This window comes from Paenibacillus sp. FSL H8-0332 (genome assembly GCF_037963835.1).
GTDB lineage: Bacteria > Bacillota > Bacilli > Paenibacillales > Paenibacillaceae > Paenibacillus_AQ > Paenibacillus_AQ rhizoplanae.
This window is the reverse complement of sequence record NZ_CP150145.1, coordinates 5228257-5245661: the sequence shown is the minus strand read 5'-3', so window position 1 is coordinate 5245661 and position 17405 is coordinate 5228257. Positions and strand designations below refer to the sequence as shown.

Annotated in this window: 18 protein-coding genes; all 18 read left to right on the top strand. The window is 54.2% G+C overall.

All coding sequences use genetic code 11. From position 1 onward, the window contains the following. Nucleotides 1-16 precede the first annotated feature (16 nt). A complete protein-coding gene (gene mraY / locus NST43_RS22660) occupies nucleotides 17-982 on the top strand; it encodes a phospho-N-acetylmuramoyl-pentapeptide-transferase (protein ID WP_339219541.1) in 966 nt (321 codons plus the stop codon). A gap of 3 nt (nucleotides 983-985) precedes the next feature. Next, nucleotides 986-2407: a UDP-N-acetylmuramoyl-L-alanine--D-glutamate ligase gene (gene murD / locus NST43_RS22655; protein ID WP_339219539.1), complete on the top strand. Its 1422-nt coding sequence runs from the start codon at nucleotides 986-988 to the stop codon at nucleotides 2405-2407. Between the two features lie 49 nt (nucleotides 2408-2456). Further along, complete coding sequence (gene spoVE / locus NST43_RS22650) at nucleotides 2457-3554, top strand: stage V sporulation protein E (protein WP_209987984.1); 1098 nt, start codon at nucleotides 2457-2459, stop codon at nucleotides 3552-3554. 5 nt (nucleotides 3555-3559) lie between these two features. Then, the gene (gene murG / locus NST43_RS22645) at nucleotides 3560-4675 is read left to right on the top strand and encodes an undecaprenyldiphospho-muramoylpentapeptide beta-N-acetylglucosaminyltransferase (RefSeq protein ID WP_339219536.1); all 1116 of its coding nucleotides are present in this window, start codon (nucleotides 3560-3562) and stop codon (nucleotides 4673-4675) included. A 185-nt stretch (nucleotides 4676-4860) separates the two neighbouring features. Next, nucleotides 4861-6144: a UDP-N-acetylglucosamine 1-carboxyvinyltransferase gene (murA, locus tag NST43_RS22640; protein ID WP_209987992.1), complete on the top strand. Its 1284-nt coding sequence runs from the start codon at nucleotides 4861-4863 to the stop codon at nucleotides 6142-6144. Between the two features lie 66 nt (nucleotides 6145-6210). Beyond that, nucleotides 6211-6975 (top strand): FtsQ-type POTRA domain-containing protein, encoded by a 765-nt coding sequence (locus NST43_RS22635; RefSeq protein WP_339219534.1) that lies wholly within the window; start codon nucleotides 6211-6213, stop codon nucleotides 6973-6975. Nucleotides 6976-7301: 326 nt separating this feature from the next. Further along, nucleotides 7302-8564, top strand: a complete 1263-nt coding sequence (gene ftsA, locus NST43_RS22630) for a cell division protein FtsA (RefSeq protein WP_209987995.1) — start codon at nucleotides 7302-7304, stop codon at nucleotides 8562-8564. Between the two features lie 63 nt (nucleotides 8565-8627). After that, on the top strand, nucleotides 8628-9743 hold the full coding sequence (gene ftsZ, locus NST43_RS22625) for a cell division protein FtsZ (RefSeq protein WP_209987998.1): 1116 nt from the start codon (nucleotides 8628-8630) through the stop codon (nucleotides 9741-9743). 117 nt (nucleotides 9744-9860) lie between these two features. Next, on the top strand, nucleotides 9861-10724 hold the full coding sequence (locus NST43_RS22620) for an Rpn family recombination-promoting nuclease/putative transposase (RefSeq protein ID WP_339219532.1): 864 nt from the start codon (nucleotides 9861-9863) through the stop codon (nucleotides 10722-10724). 214 nt (nucleotides 10725-10938) lie between these two features. Further along, nucleotides 10939-11895: a sigma-E processing peptidase SpoIIGA gene (gene spoIIGA, locus NST43_RS22615; protein ID WP_339219531.1), complete on the top strand. Its 957-nt coding sequence runs from the start codon at nucleotides 10939-10941 to the stop codon at nucleotides 11893-11895. A gap of 19 nt (nucleotides 11896-11914) precedes the next feature. Then, on the top strand, nucleotides 11915-12637 hold the full coding sequence (gene sigE / locus NST43_RS22610) for an RNA polymerase sporulation sigma factor SigE (RefSeq protein ID WP_036690190.1): 723 nt from the start codon (nucleotides 11915-11917) through the stop codon (nucleotides 12635-12637). Between the two features lie 78 nt (nucleotides 12638-12715). Next, nucleotides 12716-13498, top strand: a complete 783-nt coding sequence (sigG, locus tag NST43_RS22605; protein WP_339219529.1) for an RNA polymerase sporulation sigma factor SigG — start codon at nucleotides 12716-12718, stop codon at nucleotides 13496-13498. Between the two features lie 165 nt (nucleotides 13499-13663). After that, nucleotides 13664-14008, top strand: a complete 345-nt coding sequence (locus tag NST43_RS22600) for a YlmC/YmxH family sporulation protein (RefSeq protein ID WP_209988007.1) — start codon at nucleotides 13664-13666, stop codon at nucleotides 14006-14008. Between the two features lie 208 nt (nucleotides 14009-14216). Next, the gene (gene pgeF, locus NST43_RS22595; RefSeq protein ID WP_339219527.1) at nucleotides 14217-15074 is read left to right on the top strand and encodes a peptidoglycan editing factor PgeF; all 858 of its coding nucleotides are present in this window, start codon (nucleotides 14217-14219) and stop codon (nucleotides 15072-15074) included. Between the two features lie 4 nt (nucleotides 15075-15078). Next, complete coding sequence (locus NST43_RS22590) at nucleotides 15079-15774, top strand: YggS family pyridoxal phosphate-dependent enzyme (RefSeq protein WP_339219525.1); 696 nt, start codon at nucleotides 15079-15081, stop codon at nucleotides 15772-15774. Then, complete coding sequence (sepF, locus tag NST43_RS22585; protein WP_036690181.1) at nucleotides 15774-16217, top strand: cell division protein SepF; 444 nt, start codon at nucleotides 15774-15776, stop codon at nucleotides 16215-16217. The genes NST43_RS22590 and sepF overlap by 1 nt, the downstream gene beginning before the upstream one ends. A 7-nt stretch (nucleotides 16218-16224) precedes the next feature. Then, nucleotides 16225-16494 (top strand): YggT family protein, encoded by a 270-nt coding sequence (locus tag NST43_RS22580; RefSeq protein WP_209988017.1) that lies wholly within the window; start codon nucleotides 16225-16227, stop codon nucleotides 16492-16494. Between the two features lie 5 nt (nucleotides 16495-16499). Beyond that, nucleotides 16500-17282 (top strand): YlmH/Sll1252 family protein, encoded by a 783-nt coding sequence (locus tag NST43_RS22575; RefSeq protein WP_339219524.1) that lies wholly within the window; start codon nucleotides 16500-16502, stop codon nucleotides 17280-17282. Nucleotides 17283-17405 lie beyond the last annotated feature (123 nt).

The window sequence follows — 17405 nt, the reverse complement described above, 5'->3', positions numbered from 1 at the left end:
AAGGAGGGGTGTACCCATGGATTATCAATTACTTCTGCTGACTATTGCTGTGTCCTTTATCCTTGCGGTCATTGCCGCTCCGCTGATCATACCGCTGCTGCGCCGGCTTAAGCTGGGACAGCAGGTTCGTGACGACGGGCCCCAGACCCATCTGAAAAAGGCGGGAACCCCTACCATGGGCGGAATAATCATCATGGTCGCGTTCACGCTGTCTTTTCTGAAATTCTCGGTGATTAATTCGGATTTCTATGTACTGCTGGCCGCTACACTGGGTTATGGACTCATTGGATTCCTGGATGATTATATCAAAATTGTGTTCAAGCGCTCACTCGGCCTTACGGCGCGCCAGAAGCTGCTGGGCCAGCTGCTGGTCGGCGTTGTGCTAAGTGTCCTGCTAATCTCTGCCGGGCATAATACGAATATCAGCGTTCCGGGAACCTCCTTCAGCTTGGACTGGGGCCCCTGGTTCTATTATCCGTTCATTGTGCTGATGATGATGGCGGTCACGAATGCCGTTAACTTCACGGACGGTGTGGATGGTCTGCTGTCAGGTGTAAGCGCGATTGCGCTCGCAGCCTTCGCGGTGGTAGCCATGCAGGCAACCTCGATTGCCGCTGGTGTCTGTGCGGCTGCGATGATTGGCGCAGTGCTTGGCTTTCTCGTATTCAATGCCCATCCTGCCAAGGTGTTCATGGGTGATTTCGGCTCCTTCGGGATCGGCGGGGCGATTGGCGCGATTGCGATTGTCACCAAGACCGAGCTGCTCTTTGTGGTCATCGGCGGGGTCTTCGTGGTTGAAATGCTGTCCGTGATTATTCAGGTTGCTTCGTTTAAGACACGCGGCAAACGGGTATTCAGAATGAGCCCGATCCATCATCACTTTGAGCTGGGCGGCTGGTCGGAGTGGCGTGTAGTCGTCTCCTTCTGGGCGGTAGGCCTCGTGCTGGCGGCAGCTGGACTATATCTCATCAAGGGGTTGTAACGAATGAAACATCCGGATCTGTACCGTGGTCAACAGGTGGTCGTCCTGGGGCTCGCCAAAAGCGGCGTCCAGGTGGCCAAGGTGCTGCATGAACACGGCGCTGTGGTGACGGTCAATGATAAAAAGGAAAGAGATCAGAGTCCCGAAGCTTCCGAACTGGAATCTTTGGGAATTTCTGTTATATGCGGCGGGCATCCGGAGAGCCTGATCCACGAGGGCGTGGAGCTGGTTGTCAAGAACCCGGGAATTCCCTATTCGGCCGCTCCGGTACAACAGGCGCTGGAGCTGGGGATTGAGGTGGTGACCGAGGTGGAGGTAGCGTATCATCTCTGCGCTGCCCCGATGATCGGCATCACCGGCTCCAACGGCAAGACCACTACAACGACCTGGGTGGGCCATATGCTGGAGGCGGCAGGGATGCACCCCATTGTGGCCGGGAACATAGGAACACCGCTCTCTCAGGCCGCACAGGAGGCTGAGGCGGACAACTGGATGGTGGTCGAACTAAGCAGCTTCCAGCTGAAGGGCACGGAAGCCTTCCGGCCCAAGATTGCTGCCTTGCTGAATGTGGCGGAGACCCACCTGGACTACCATGGGGGCATGGAGGATTATGTAGCCTCCAAATCCAAGCTGTTCGCCAATCAGGGACCGGAGGATACCGCTGTGCTGAATTGGGATGATCCGGTCTGCCGCGAGCTGGTACCTTATCTGAAGGCGGGAATTCTGCCCTTCTCCATGAACGAGGAGCTGGTGCAGGGTATCTTCGTGCGCCCGTCCTACGTGGAGGATACGGTTGACGAGCTGAAGCGGGTCATTATCTACCGCGATTACACCGGGAGCGAGACCGAAATAGCCGATGTCGATTCTATTGGACTTCCCGGCCGCTTCAATGTGGGGAATGCGCTGGCTGCCTGCGGTATTGCGATTGCCGCAGGGGCGGACCCGGCGGTGCTGGGTCCGGTGCTGGCTTCCTTCCGCGGGGTGGAGCACAGGCTGGAGTACGTAACGGACAAGGCAGGGGCCGCCTATTATAACAATTCCAAGGCTACCAATTCCAAAGCTACCTCCATGGCACTGGCCTCTTTCCGGAAGCCGGTCATTCTGATTGCCGGAGGTTTGGACCGCGGCTCGGATTATATGGAGCTGCTGCCTGTCCTCGGAGAGAATGTCAAAGCTCTGGTGGCGCTTGGGCAGACCCGGGACAAGCTGGCGGCTGTAGCCCGGCTGGCAGGAGTAAAGACGGTCATCTCCGTCGATAATGGGGAGAGTGCCGCTGCCGTGCTGGAGCAAGCTGTGCGGGAGGCTTCCGCCTTGGCGGAAGCCGGGGATGTAGTTCTCTTGTCCCCTGCCTGCGCCAGCTGGGATATGTTTACCTCCTATGAGGAGCGCGGGCGTATTTTTAAAGAGGCGGTGCATAACCTTTAAGTAGGGGGGTGGATAAGCCCCTACTACGGATGCAAGAGGTGTGCTCCTGATGAACAAATCCCGTCATGCGCCCGATATCTGGCTGCTGCTTCCGATACTGGCTTTACTGGCTATCGGTATGGTAATGGTATACAGTGCCGGGTCCGTTCTGGGCTTCCGCAATTATGGCGATTCGTTTTATTTTGTCAAAAGACAGCTGCTGTTCGCAGGCCTTGGCCTCATCGCGATGTTCATTACGGCGAACACCGATTATCTGGTGCTGAAGAAGTTCGCCCGGCCGCTCTTGCTGGTGTGCTTCTTCCTGCTGGTACTGGTGCTGATTCCAGGCATCGGAGTGGTGCGCGGCGGTGCGCGCAGCTGGATCGGCATCAGCTCCTTCGGCATTCAGCCCTCTGAATTCATGAAGATGGGGATGATCCTCTTCCTGGCCAAGTGGCTCGGAACCGAGGAGTATGACATCTCCAGCTTCATGCGCGGGCTGCTTCCGCCGCTTGCGCTGATCGGCTCCGCGTTCGCGCTGATTATGCTGCAGCCGGATCTCGGCACAGGCACTGTCATGTTCGGTGCGGCCCTGATGATGGTCTTCACAGCGGGAGCGCGGATGAAGCATCTGCTCTCCCTCGGTGCGCTGGGGCTGGCCGGGTTCGCCGGGCTCATTGCCGCTGCGCCTTACCGGCTGCAGCGGATCACCGCTTTCCTGGACCCCTGGTCCGATCCGCTGGGCGCCGGGTATCAGATCATCCAGTCGCTCTATGCGGTGGGTCCTGGAGGGCTGGGCGGACTGGGCTTCGGAATGAGCCGGCAAAAGTACAGCTACGTCCCGGAGCCGCAGACTGATTTTATTTTCTCAATATTGGCCGAGGAGCTGGGATTCATCGGGGGTCTGGCCGTGCTGCTGCTGTTCCTGCTGCTGATCTGGCGCGGAATGAAGGTTGCCATGAGCCTGCCGGACCGCTTCGGCAGCTATCTTGCCGTAGGCATCGTCTGTATGGTGGCGGTTCAGGTGGTGATTAACATCGGTGTAGTGATCGGCCTGATTCCGGTAACGGGCATCACGCTTCCGCTGATCAGCTACGGCGGCTCATCGCTGACCCTGATGCTCACAGCTCTTGGTATTCTGCTTAATTTATCCCGTTATGCGAGGTGAAAGACATGCGTATTGTACTTAGCGGCGGCGGCACGGGAGGACATATCTATCCTGCCGTAGCCGTAGCCAGACAACTGGAATCCGAAGATGCGGATTCTGTCTTCCTGTATATTGGAGGCAAGCGTGGACTGGAGAGCAAGCTGGTTCCCCAGGAGAATCTGCCTTTCCGGGCAATTGATATTACAGGCTTCCGCCGTAAGCTGTCGATGGATAATGTGAAGACGGTCATGCGCTTCCTGAAGGGGGTCAAAGCCTCCAAGGCGATGCTGCGCGAATTCAAGCCTGATGTGGTAGTCGGTACCGGAGGGTATGTCTGCGGACCTGTAGTGTATGCAGCCTCCCGGCTCGGCATCCCGACACTGATCCATGAACAGAACGCGATTCCGGGACTGACCAACCGTTTTCTCAGCCGGTATGCCAGCACGGTTGCCGTGAGCTTTGAAGGTACAGAGTCAGCTTTTCCCGGGGCCAAGAATGTAATCTATACGGGCAATCCCCGGGCCACTACGGTCATGACGGCGAACCCGCAGCGCGGCTTCGCTTCCCTCGGCATTCCTGAAGGAAGCACGGTTGTACTGGTCGTCGGAGGAAGCGGAGGGGCCAAGGCGATTAACCGCGCCATGATTGAAATGGCTTCATTTGTGGGTAAGGGTAATAATGTCCACTATGTGTATGTCACCGGAGAGTCTTACTTCGAGGATACACGCAAGGCGGTGCGCGAGCAGCTGGGCGGGTTACCGAACTGGCTGCATGTCCTCCCGTACGTTCACAATATGCCTGAGGTGCTGGCTTGCACTTCCCTGATCGTGAACCGGGCAGGCGCCTCCTTTCTTGCAGAGATTACCGCGCTTGGCATACCCTCTGTCCTTATTCCGTCTCCCAATGTGACCAACAACCATCAGGAAGCCAACGCCAGAGCGCTGGAAGGTGAAGGCGCGGCAGTAGTGCTGCTTGAGAAGGATCTGAGCGGTGAGGCGCTGTTCACTGCGGTTCAGAAGATCATCGGGGCGGATACGCTGCACCGCAGCATGTCGGAGGCCTCAAGACGCCTTGGCAAAAGAGATTCCGCCTCCCTTGTGGTCACCGAGCTCCGCAGGCTGGCTGCAGGACGGAGACGCTAGAATCCGGGCTTACATTGTCACACACATGGAGCTCCGAACATAGGATGATCCTATAATCGTGACAATCACCCAGAGCGCTTCTTGGTGTCTGGAACCCGGAAGCGGAGACCCTTCCGGCCAATCCCGAAAGACAGAGGTGCAGGAAGTGCTTACGGTGGGTGAGCGGTAATCTCGGAGGTGATACATTGGACAAATTGGTGATTGAGGGTGGAAATCCCCTGTCAGGCACCATACGTATCCATGGAGCAAAAAATGCAGCACTGCCGATTCTGGCAGCAAGCCTGCTGGCCGAAGGAGTTCACTCACTGCATAATGTGCCGAAGCTGCTGGACATCGAAACGATGCTGCATATCCTGGAGCGGCTGGGCTGCAGGACGGTGCATGAAGAGGAAAGAGTAACCGTGGATACGTCATTTCTGCTGACCTCTCATGTTCCGGAGGACCTGATGCGGCAGATGAGATCCTCCATCTTCCTGATGGGACCGCTTCTGGCTAAGTTCGGGGAAGTGACAATCTATCAGCCGGGAGGCTGCGCCATCGGAGAGCGCAAGATCGACCTCCATCTGCAGGGCTTGAAGCTGCTCGGGGCAGAGATTGAGGAGACAGCCGGCCGGATCTGCTGCCGGGCTGACAGGCTGAGAGGCTGTGATATCCATCTGGATTATCCTAGCGTAGGTGCCACGGAGAATATCATGATGGCTGCGGCCATGGCCGAGGGCACGACCACCGTCTCTGGAGCGGCGAGAGAGCCGGAGATCCAGGATCTGCAGAACTTCCTCAATGCGATGGGGGCACAGATTATCGGCGCAGGAACGGATACGATCACCATTCAGGGTGTCCGCAAGCTCCATCCCTGCAGCTATGAGGTGATTCCCGACCGGATTGTTGCCGGAACCGTGATGATCGCTGCTGCCGCCACGCGGGGCAATGTGACGCTGACCCACACCAATGCAGGACATTTGACCTCCCTGATCCATATCCTGAGGCGCGCCGGTGTTCAAATTACAGTGTGCAATGATATAATTAATATCAGCTGTATGGGACGTCCCCGTGCGGTAGAGCGAATTGTAACCTCTCCGTATCCGTCTTTTCCTACAGATCTGCAATCCCAGGTTATGGTTCTATTGTCCCTGGCGGACGGATTCAGTGTGATCAAGGAAACGGTTTTTGAGGGGCGCTTCAAGCATGTGGAGGAGATGGCCCGGATGGGGGCCGATATCTCCATTGATCTCAACAGGGCCTTCATACGCGGCGTTCAGCGGTTGTATGGGGCAACGGTTGAAGCCACTGACCTGCGGGCAGGAGCGGCCCTGGTGATTGCCGGGCTTGCTGCTCAGGGAACCACCATCGTAGAGCAGGCGCATCATATTGACCGGGGATATGACGGCATCGAGTTATTGTTTCAGAAGCTGGGGGCACGCATCAGCCGCAAGGTGCCTGTGCCGGACCCTATGGATATGGCCAATTAAAGCTCCCTGTCTCCTTCGGTAGAACCGTGAAGGAAGGAGACAGGGCCTTATTACGGAGATATGAGAATGCCAAAAACGCGAATACCTCTTTTGAAAGAGGACAAGCCTAGCAAGAGAAAAAACCGTAAAATCATCATCATTCTGGCTCTGCTGTTTACTGCGCTCCTGGCTGTCATCTTCTTCCGTTCGTCGATCAGCAAGATTACGGCCATTCAAATGCAGGGGGATAAATATACATCCCGTGAGCAGCTCCTGGCTGCAAGCGGCCTGAAGATCGGCGGACAGTTCTTCGCAGTCTCCGGAGATTCCGTGGGGAAGGCGCTGGAGGAGCTGGACACTGTGCAGGAGGCGCAAGTAAGCAAGAAGTTCCCCGGTGTGGTTACGATCACTGTGAAGGAGTACCCTGCGGTTGCCTATGAACTGGACCAGACAGGCGTACTGGAAGCTATTCTGTCGAGCGGGGCCGCCGTCTCTGTGACGGATACCGGAATTGCCGTGGAGAAGCCCATATTGACCAACTGGAAGGCTGACGATCCATATAAGACCAAGCTGTGCCAGGCGCTGGCCGGAATTCCGAATGAGCAGACCAGTGATATATCGGAGATTGTGCCTTCCCCGACGTTGTCTTTTCCGGACCGGATCAAGCTTTACACACGTTCACGCTTTGAGGTCATTACGGCAATTTCACTGCTGAAGGATAAAGTAGGCTATTTGAATCAGGTGATCTTGACGGAAGAGCCGGGACTTATCAAAATGCTGGAGGCGGATTCCTATGTTCCGTTTCATAGTGAAGCCGGGGACACCGGGGAAGACGCAGAACCTGGGGAGTAAATAGTCCCTACTAATAGGGTGGAAAAAATGCTACAATCTGTTTTACGGGCAATAAAGCAATATCCCTCTTTTTTCTGCGGATTTTTTGAGATGCATTGCAGGATATAGCCGCTATTCTCTTGTTTTCCTTATTTGAATGTCAGGTGCTGATCCCGCGAAGCGGAGGGCGCCTGTCTGCACGTGAATACCTTGTCATATTATTCCTCTCAAAAAATTTGTTGAAAAAAGAGGGAAAGGATTAGGAATGTTGAATATGTACAGAGATGTTTCCCGCGACCGGGATCAAAGGTTGTTTATTATGATTATAACAGGAGGTGCCATAGGGCTTGAGCAACAATGACATCATTGTTAGTTTGGACATCGGTACATCCAAAGTTCGGGCAATAATCGGGGAAGTTACTAGTGGAACCTTCAATATTATTGGCGTTGGATCTGCTGATTCGGAAGGGATACGCAAGGGTGCGATTGTAGACATCGATCAGACTGTGCAATCGATCAAGAGTGCCGTAGAGCATGCGGAGCAAATGGTCGGTATTCAAATATCCGAGGTGTATGTCGGCATATCCGGCAATCATATCGGCCTGCAATCCAGCCACGGCGTAGTTGCCGTTCAGAATGAAGATCGTGAGATCGGCGAAGATGATATCGACCGTGTAATCAAGGCTGCGGAGGTTATAGCACTCCCGCCGGAACGCGAGGTCATTGATGTTGTCGCCAAGCAGTACATCGTCGACGGCCTTGAAGGCATTCAGGACCCGCGCGGAATGATCGGCGTTCGCCTGGAAGTGGAGGCTACGATCATCACCGGTGCCAAGACTCCCATACATAATCTGCTCCGCTGCGTGGAGAAATCAGGTCTGAAGGTTAAAGATCTTGTCCTTATGTCTCTCGGGGCTGGCGGATTAGCGCTCTCCAAAGATGAGAAATCGATGGGGGCTGTACTGGTCGATATTGGCGCCGGTCAAGCAACAATAGCCGTATATGAAGAAGGTTCCCTAAGTGCAACCTCCACGATTCCGATCGGAGGAGAATTCATAACCAATGACATTGCTTACGGACTGCGTACACTTACCGATCAGGCCGAGAAGGTCAAGCTGAAATACGGCTGTGCCTGGATCGACGATGCCGCTTCAGAGGTCGTCTTCAAGGTTCTGCGTATTGGCAGCAATGTGGAGAAGGAGTTCAACCAGGAGGATCTGGCAGCGATTATCGAGCCGAGAGTCCAGGAAATCTTCCATCTGATCCGTCAGGAAGTAAAGCGGCTTGGTTATACGGAGCTTCCCGGAGGTTATATACTTACAGGTGGCACAGTTTCGATGCCCGGGGTGCTTAAGGTAGCCCAGAACGAGCTGGCAGCCTCCGTACGGATTGCCGTACCGGATTATATTGGAGTACGCGACCCCGGCTTCACAGGCGGCGTAGGCATCCTTCATAATGTTGTGCGTAACTACCGTGGACGAAGCAGCGGCGGAAGTGCCAACAAGAAGACCGTTAACCGCAGCAAGCAGAGCACAGCGCCGGTTCAGGATTCTTCCAAGAAGCCTGGTCTGGTGGAACGACTAAAGAATATGTTTAGCGAGTTCATATAAGTGTAATCCAGATACACTTGGACTGGCCATCCAAGCACTACTCAAGGGGGAGATGGAAACAATATGTTGGAATTTGATTTTGAAATGGAGAGCTTGGCTCAAATAAAAGTCATCGGCGTCGGCGGCGGCGGAAGCAATGCTGTGAACCGGATGATTGAAAATGGCGTTCAGGGTGTTGAGTTCATCACAGTTAATACAGATGCCCAAGCGCTGCATATGGCCAAATCGGAGCATAAATTACAAATCGGGGATAAATTGACCCGCGGACTTGGCGCAGGAGCGAATCCTGAGGTCGGTAAGAAGGCGGCAGAGGAATCCCGTGATTTGATCTCGAATACGCTGAAGGGTGCGGATATGGTCTTCGTAACCGCAGGCATGGGCGGCGGTACCGGAACAGGTGCAGCGCCTGTCATTGCCGAAATCGCCAGAGAGTGCGGCGCATTGACGGTAGGCGTCGTGACCCGCCCGTTCACTTTTGAAGGCAGAAAACGTGCCAACCAGGCAGAGCTTGGAATCGAAGCGCTCAAGGAAAAGGTTGATACGCTGATTGTGATTCCGAATGACCGCCTCCTGGAGATTGTGGATAAGAAGACCCCAATGCTGGAAGCTTTCCGTGAAGCGGACAATGTGCTCCGTCAAGCGGTACAAGGTATCTCCGACCTGATTCAGGTTCCGGGCCTAATCAACCTTGACTTTGCCGATGTGAAGACCATTATGACAGAGCGCGGTTCAGCGCTTATGGGCATCGGGATTGCCACCGGTGAGAACCGTGCGTCTGAGGCGGCCCGCAAGGCGATCATGAGCCCGCTGCTTGAAACCTCCATCGAAGGGGCACGTGGTGTCATTATGAACATTACAGGCGGCTCTAACCTCTCCCTGTACGAAGTGAATGAAGCTGCCGAGATTGTTACCTCTGCTTCGGACCCTGAAGTGAATATGATCTTCGGTGCCATTATCGAAGAGAGTATGAAGGACGAGATCAAGGTTACGGTTATTGCGACCGGCTTTGAACACAAGCCTTCTCCAATAGCCCCTGTACGCCGCCCTGCGGCAAACAGCGAACCGGCTGCTGATAAGAGCAAGAGTGAGAATCTTCGTCCGTTCGGGAATCAGACAAGCTCTGATCAGCTGGATATTCCGACCTTCCTGCGTAACCGGACACGCGGCAATAATGATTAAGAGCCATTAATAGCATAGACTGTTACGGAAGCACCGTATCACGCAGCTTTGAACTGCGGGGTATGGTGTTTTTTTTGTTTTTCAGGCTGTATAATAACGATAACGGGAGACGATACCATGGAAATGCTGGACCCCCGGGTGGATTTTGTATTTAAGCGGATTTTTGCAAGCGAAGGCAACAAGGATGTACTGCTCGCTTTTCTGAACCAAATATTCTTGGATGCGGGCGATCTTCCGCTGGAGGAAGTGGTGCTGCTCAATCCCTATACGGATAAGGATGATCCGCTGGATAAGCAGGCGATATTTGATATATGGGCCAAGACGGCTGACGGCAAGCTGATCAACATTGAGATGCAGCTGTTCAACAAATATGATATTGAGAAACGCACGTTGTATTATTGGAGCAAGCGTTATGCCGGGCAGCTTCAGGTCAGCGGGAAATATACCGAGCTGAAGAAATGCGTGACGATTAACATTCTGAATTACAAGGTGCTCCCGAATGAACATACACACAGTGTATTTCATTTGCGGGAGGACAGCAGCGGAGCGCCGCTGACAGACGATATCGAGATTCATTTCCTGGAGCTGCCCAAGCTGAACCAGCCGGTTACGCCCGGCGCGGGCGGCCTTGTGAACTGGCTGCTGTTCCTGAAAGGGATTGACTACTCTGATTGGGAGGTGCTGCAAATGAATGAGCCAGCCTTGAAGAAGGCGATGGAGACGCTGGAATTTCTGAGCCAGGATTCAGAAGCCCGCCGTAAATATGAGGACCGCCAGAAGTTTCTGATGGACGAAGCCTCGCAGCGGGATGGTGCGCTGAGAGAAGGCTTCGCTAAGGGAGTGGCGGAAGGCACTGCGAAGGGTGAACTTGAGGCCAAGCGGATAATAGCAAAGAATCTCCTGTCTATGGGAATGGATCGTGCTTCAGTGCAGAAAGCAACCGGACTCTCCGAAGAAGAGTTGAAATCTATCAACAATTAAATACATCACGTATGAAGCCAGCCGCTTAGGGTTGGCTTTTATTGTGCGCTGAAGTTCCTCTCAAGGCCCATAACTCGACAAAAAAACTGCAAGAACGCCCCCCATGTTTAGACAGACTTTGGATGCGGGAGTTTCTATACTAATCTTATCGTCTAAAAAGAGAGCCTGCATCCCGGCCTCCGGATAGATATCCGCTTGCAGGCAGGTGAGAGCGATGGTTGTGTATATTGACTTGATTTTTGCCGCCAATCTGCTGATCGACGGAGTCCTGCTATGGCTGACAAGCTGGCTGGTTAAGCACAAGGTAATCTGGTGGCGCCTGACTCTCTCAGCGCTGACGGGTGCGCTCTATGTTGTCATGATGTTCGTACCGGAGCTGTCCTTTCTGTATACCTTTCTCATCAAATTCGGGTTATCGGTTTTGATGATCTGGATAGCCTTTGGATTTAGAAGTCTGCAAAGCTATCTTCGGGCATTTGGGGCGTTTTATATCATTAATTTTGCGGCGGCGGGAGGGATCATAGGCGTTCATTATCTGCTGCAAAGCTCTGGTGACATCTGGAAGGGCATGATCTTCACCTCGTCGGGGGGCCAAGCTTACCGGCTGAAGATCGGCTTCTGGTTCGTGCTTGCCCTGCTTCCGCTGGTGCTGCTGCTCTTCAAGCTGATCCAGTCCTCCCGCCGGCACAGAGAGCAGCTGGATTCCTATATTGGGGAAGTGACGGTGGAGATTGACGGAGTGTCGGTCACCTGTCCCGGACTGCTGGATACCGGGAACCGGCTCAGTGATCCGCTGACGAGGATTCCGGTCATGGTGATGGAAGCCTCGCTGTGGGAGGGCCATTTGCCGGCTTCCTGGAAGGGTAGGCTGACTCAGACGGGCGCAGACACACTTATACTTGAAACGGACGGGCAGTCGTTCGCCTGGCAGGACAGGATACGGCTGGTGCCGTACAGGGGCGTCAACCGCGGGGCATCCTTCATGCTCGCGCTGAAGCCGGATAAGGTGAGGATAGAGCTTGGCGGTGATACCTTTTGCAGCACAAGGGTACTCATCGGGCTGGATGGCGGGACACTGTCGGGAGACGGCGCGTACCGGGCGGTCATACATCCTGACCTGACCCATAAAGAGAGTGCTCCAGAAGCGCTGGCTGACAAGGTGATGGGCTAAGTAACCTATAGGAGGAACAATAATGGTCAAATTCAAGCTTGTGCTGCAACTGCAGTATTACCGCATGCTGTTTCTGCTCGGTCTGAAGAGCCAGGAGATTTATTATATCGGGGGAAGCGAAGCGCTGCCGCCGCCGCTGACGCGCGAGGAGGAGGAATTCCTGCTCCAGCGGCTCTCCAGCGGGGATGCGGCGGTCCGGGCTATGCTGATTGAGCGCAACCTGCGGCTGGTGGTCTACATCGCCCGGAAATTCGAGAACACCGGCATCAACATCGAGGATCTGGTGTCCATTGGCGCGATCGGACTGATTAAGGCGGTCAACACCTTTGATCCGGAGAAAAAAATCAAACTCGCCACCTACGCCTCACGCTGCATTGAGAATGAGATTCTGATGTATTTGCGGCGTAACAGCAAGACCAGAAGCGAGGTTTCTTTTGATGAACCGCTGAATATTGACTGGGACGGCAACGAGCTGCTGCTCTCGGATGTGCTGGGCACGGAGAATGATACGATCTACCGGAACATTGAGGAGCAGGTCGACCGCAAGCTGCTGCAGAAGGCGCTGGAGAAGCTCAGCGAGCGGGAACGGCTGATTATGGAGCTGCGGTTCGGGCTGCGGGGCGGCGAGGAAAAAACGCAAAAGGATGTGGCCGATCTGCTGGGCATCTCCCAATCCTATATTTCGCGGCTGGAAAAAAGAATTATCAAGCGGCTGCGCAAGGAGTTCAACAAGATGGTGTAAGTGATGAAAGCTGAGGAATAAAATGCCGGACCGGGGAGATAATGTACAGTAATGTTTCTCCTTGGGAGGTTAATCATCATGACCCGAAATAAAGTCGAGATTTGCGGTGTGGACACCGCCAAGCTGCCTGTTCTCACGAACGTGGAAATGCGGGTATTGTTCACTTCGCTGCAGCAGCAGGGCGAGCGATCCGCCAGAGAGAAATTGGTAAATGGCAACCTCAGGCTTGTGCTAAGCGTGATTCAAAGGTTCAATAATCGTGGAGAGTTCGTGGATGATTTGTTTCAGGTAGGCTGCATCGGACTCATGAAAGCCATCGATAATTTCGATTTATCGCAAAATGTCAAGTTCTCCACCTATGCGGTGCCGATGATCATCGGAGAGATCCGCCGCTACCTGCGCGACAACAACCCGATCCGGGTATCCCGCTCCCTGCGCGATATTGCCTATAAGGCGCTGCAGGTGCGTGACAGCCTGACGAACCAGAATTCGCGGGAGCCGACGATCTTTGAAATATCTGAAGCGCTCGGTGTTCCGAAGGAGGATGTTGTCTTCGCCCTTGACGCGATCCAGGACCCGGTATCCCTGTTCGAGCCGATCTATCATGACGGCGGGGACCCGATCTATGTGATGGATCAGATCAGTGACGACAAGAACAAGGATGTGTCCTGGATTGAGGAGATTGCACTCCGGGAGGCTATGCAGCGGCTGGGGCAGCGCGAGAAACGCATTTTATCCATGCGGTTTTTTGAAGGCAAGACCCAGATGGAGGTCGCCGACGAGATTGGCATCTCCCAGGCCCAGGTCTCACGGCTTGAGAAATCAGCGATCCAGCAAATGCAAAAGCATGTAAAGTCCTGACACAGTCTATAAATGAGCGGAGGATATTCCGGATGGCGGCACCTAGCGGCTAGCCGGGATATCCTTTTATATGTCCGGGGCGCAATGGCTGTGGAATACAGTCATGCGGCCAAGCCCTAAGGACATATACTGAAGCTATAGGTCTGAATGTACAGGGGTGGCAGGATGATTGAGGAAACGTCAGCTTCGGGTAAAAAGATGAAAATCTCCGATTTCCAAACCAAAGATGTAATCAATATTGTCGACGGTAAACGGCTGGGCCAGATCAGCGATCTGGAGCTGGATTTGCGTAGAGGCGTCATTGACGCTGTGATTGTCCCGGGGTATACCCGATTTATGGGGCTGTTCGGCGGCGGCACCGACCTGGTGATTCCGTGGCGGAATATCGTGAAGATCGGTGCGGATGTCGTGCTGGTGAAGCTGGAAGAGCCCCGCCTGCCGCAGGGACAGGAAGACCGCGAGATGATGTACCTGGAACGGCCGGACCGCAGTGAACGGCGCACTTATTAATGAGGTGCGTCTTTTTTCTGCCTTTATGGGTATAGTCATAGAGTGGATTGAGAAATGTACGGCGTGGACTGAGTTTGTGTTGTATGTTTGTGAAGTATGTTTTCGGGGCCCCCGCAAAGTATTTGAATTCACTCCGAAGCATTACTTCACTTTGTGGGGTAGAGTTTGTGGGGAATGTTTTGTGGTACACTTAAGCGGAGGTGAAGAGATGGAACCGTTTATGCACAATGGCGCAGCGCCCATGCTGCTGCATCTGGAGCCGTGGCGTGAGCCGCATAGTAGCATTACTGCAGGCTTCACCGGCAGAGCAGGCGGCAGCGGCAAAGAACCGTATAACAGCTTCAATTGTGCTTTTCATGTAGGGGATGATCCGGCGGATGTGCTGGCTAACCGCAGCCTGCTGGCCGGGAGTCTGGGCTTCCGCCTTGCAGACTGGACCTGCGGGGAGCAGACGCATGGCAAAGAGATCGCTGTCATTACAGAACAGGAACGCGGCCGGGGCAGTCTGGACCGGGCGTCTGCCTTTCAGGCCACTGACGGGCTGCTGACGAATGTGCCCGGGGTGCTGCTGACTTCTTTTTACGCTGATTGTGTGCCGCTGTTCTTCCATGATCCGCTGAATCATGTGGTGGGGCTGGCGCATGCAGGCTGGAAGGGGACCGTGGCGGAAATCGCGGCCGCGATGGTGGAGCGCATGGGACAGATATACGGGAGCCGTCCAGAGGACATACAGGCTGCTATAGGGCCTTCCATCGGAGACTGCTGCTATGAGGTGGATGATTATGTAATGGACCCTGTCCGCCGGCTGGAGGCCGGGCTGAACCTGCCGGATGCGGCGGAAGGCGCGCGGACTTTATATAGACCATCGGAGACAGACAGCAGCAAAATGATGCTTAACTTGAAAGAATTGAATCAACGCATTATGATAAAAGCAGGAATATTGCCGACTCATATCGAATGTACAACTTGGTGTACAAGCTGTAACAGTGATCTGTTCTTTTCGTACCGGAAGGAAAACGGGGTCACTGGGAGAATGACGAGCTGGATCGGAATAAAGGAGAGTTGAAATTTTGACCTCACTACAAGAAAGAATAGCCACTACCCGGGAACGTGTCGCACGGGCCTGCGCGGCCAGCGGCCGGGATGCCAGTGAAGTCAAGGTGATTGCGGTAACGAAATACGTATCGCTGAATACGGTTGCCGCTGTGCTGGAGGCAGGACTTGAGGAGATCGCCGAGAGCCGCTGGCAGGATGCGGAGCCGAAATGGAATGCGCTTGGGCATAAGGGAATATGGCACTTTATCGGGCATTTGCAGACGAATAAGGTGAAGGACGTTATCGGTAAATTTCAATATATTCACTCCCTGGACCGGCTGTCGCTGGCCCGGGAGCTGCATAAGAAGGCTGAAGCTGCCGGAATGGATGTGAAGGTGTTCCTGCAGGTGAATATTTCGGGCGAGGATACCAAGTTCGGCCTGGCGCCGGAAGCGGTGGAGGACTTCCTGAGGGAGATCGCCCCGCTTGACCGGGTGAAGGTAATCGGGCTGATGACGATGGCCCCTCATGCGGAAGACCCCGAGGCGACCCGGCCGGTATTCCGCGGACTCCGCGAGCTGCGTGACCGCTTGAATCTGCTGGGTTTGACACCTGAGCCAATACAAGAGCTGTCGATGGGTATGTCGAATGACTTTGAAGTGGCGATACAGGAAGGCGCCACCCGGGTACGCCTGGGAACGGTATTAGTAGGTCATGAGGAGGGAGAATGATGGGCGTGATGAACCGATTTATGAGTTTCTTGGGCTTACAGGAGGAAGAGGAGATTGTGGAACGGGAGCAAATCTCCCGCGATGAGGATGAATACGAACCCGCCCCTGTAGAAACACGCAAGAATCAGAGGGCCAACGTCGTCAGCATTCATTCCCAAAAAAATGTAAAGGTTGTGCTCTACGAGCCGCGTTCGTATGACGAGGCCCAGGAGATTGCCGACCATCTGCGTTCACACCGCACCGTAGTGATTAACCTGCAGCGGGTGCGCAATGACCAGGCGATGCGGATTATCGATTTTCTCAGCGGTACTGTTTATGCTCTGGGTGGAGGAATATCCAAAATTGGGGGCAATATATTTATGTGCACACCGGACACCGTGGAGATTCAAGGCTCCATTACCGAGATCCTGGGTGACGAGCAAGATTACAACAGAATGAGGTGAGCAGGTTTTGAACGAAGTATCTTCAATTATATACATCCTATTCCAGATTTACTATTACATGATTCTCGTATACATTCTGATGTCCTGGCTGCCGAATCTGCGTGAGAACTTTATCGGCGAGCTGCTGGGCAAGCTGGTAGAGCCGTATCTGGCACCGTTCCGGAGGATTATTCCTCCGCTGTTTGGAACGGTGGATATTTCCCCGATTGTCGCGATAATCGTGCTGCGCTTTGCCGTAGTCGGACTTCAGTCTATCGTGGCCTCGGTCTTCGGCTGAGTCCCATGAAGAATGAAATCTACGGGCATTTTCACCCGGATGAGCGGCCCTTTGTGGACAAGGCCTCGGAGTGGGTCATGAGTGCCGGGGAGTATCATGAGACGAAGCTGACCGAATTTCTGGACCCCCGTCAGGCTTATATTCTGCAGAGTCTGGTGAACCGCCACCCTGATGTGATTGTGCGCTGGGAGGGCGGTTCTTCGGATGCCGAGCGGAAGCGGGGACTGGTGGCTCCGGATTATCGTGACCTCACGGATGAGGATATGGAACTAAGCGTGCTGGCGATCACCTCCGGCGAACAGAAATTTCTCTCGCTGGAGCATGGGGATTATATGGGAGCGATCCTGGGACTTGGCATCAAAAGAGGCAAGATCGGTGATATTCATGTGCTGGATGACGGCTGTCACGTAGTGGTGGCTGCCGACATTGCAGATTATCTGTCTATCCATTTGACCGGGGTACACCGGATTAACGTCAGTACCGAGATCCTGCCGTTATCAGGACTGCGCAGCAGTGAGGTCAAGCTGGAGACGCTGGAATTCACAGTGGCTTCCCTCCGGCTTGACGGGATTGCAGCGGATGTGACGCGGCTGAGCCGGAGCAAGATTCTGGCGCCGATCAAGGCCGGGCGCGTCCGGGTGAACTGGAAGGTTGAGGAAGATCCGTCCTGTTCGCTGAAGGACGGGGATATGGTCTCGATCCAGGGCTTCGGACGGTTCAAGGTGCTGGAGATCGGCAGCTTGACGAAGAAGGGCCGTTACCGGATTTTGGTAGGCAAATTTGTCTGAAGTCTTTGCAGGATTACAGCTGTGCTTGTCGAAATTGATAATCTCAGGGAAATATGGACATTTAGCAGGCCGTGCGCCGGTAATTGTCTTTCATCTATAATCTTCACCGAAATTTCTAGGAGG

Excerpts from the sequence above, each read along its gene's own strand:
- mraY (WP_339219541.1), top strand. The coding sequence starts at position 17 with ATGGATTATCAATTACTTCTGCTGACTATTGCTGTGTCCTTTATCCTT.
- murD (WP_339219539.1), top strand. The coding sequence starts at position 986 with ATGAAACATCCGGATCTGTACCGTGGTCAACAGGTGGTCGTCCTGGGG.
- spoVE (WP_209987984.1), top strand. The coding sequence starts at position 2,457 with ATGAACAAATCCCGTCATGCGCCCGATATCTGGCTGCTGCTTCCGATA.
- murG (WP_339219536.1), top strand. The coding sequence starts at position 3,560 with ATGCGTATTGTACTTAGCGGCGGCGGCACGGGAGGACATATCTATCCT.
- NST43_RS22635 (WP_339219534.1), top strand. The coding sequence starts at position 6,211 with ATGCCAAAAACGCGAATACCTCTTTTGAAAGAGGACAAGCCTAGCAAG.
- ftsZ (WP_209987998.1), top strand. The coding sequence starts at position 8,628 with ATGTTGGAATTTGATTTTGAAATGGAGAGCTTGGCTCAAATAAAAGTC.
- NST43_RS22620 (WP_339219532.1), top strand. The coding sequence starts at position 9,861 with ATGGAAATGCTGGACCCCCGGGTGGATTTTGTATTTAAGCGGATTTTT.
- spoIIGA (WP_339219531.1), top strand. The coding sequence starts at position 10,939 with ATGGTTGTGTATATTGACTTGATTTTTGCCGCCAATCTGCTGATCGAC.
- sigG (WP_339219529.1), top strand. The coding sequence starts at position 12,716 with ATGACCCGAAATAAAGTCGAGATTTGCGGTGTGGACACCGCCAAGCTG.
- NST43_RS22600 (WP_209988007.1), top strand. The coding sequence starts at position 13,664 with ATGATTGAGGAAACGTCAGCTTCGGGTAAAAAGATGAAAATCTCCGAT.
- pgeF (WP_339219527.1), top strand. The coding sequence starts at position 14,217 with ATGGAACCGTTTATGCACAATGGCGCAGCGCCCATGCTGCTGCATCTG.
- sepF (WP_036690181.1), top strand. The coding sequence starts at position 15,774 with ATGGGCGTGATGAACCGATTTATGAGTTTCTTGGGCTTACAGGAGGAA.
- NST43_RS22575 (WP_339219524.1), top strand. The coding sequence starts at position 16,500 with ATGAAGAATGAAATCTACGGGCATTTTCACCCGGATGAGCGGCCCTTT.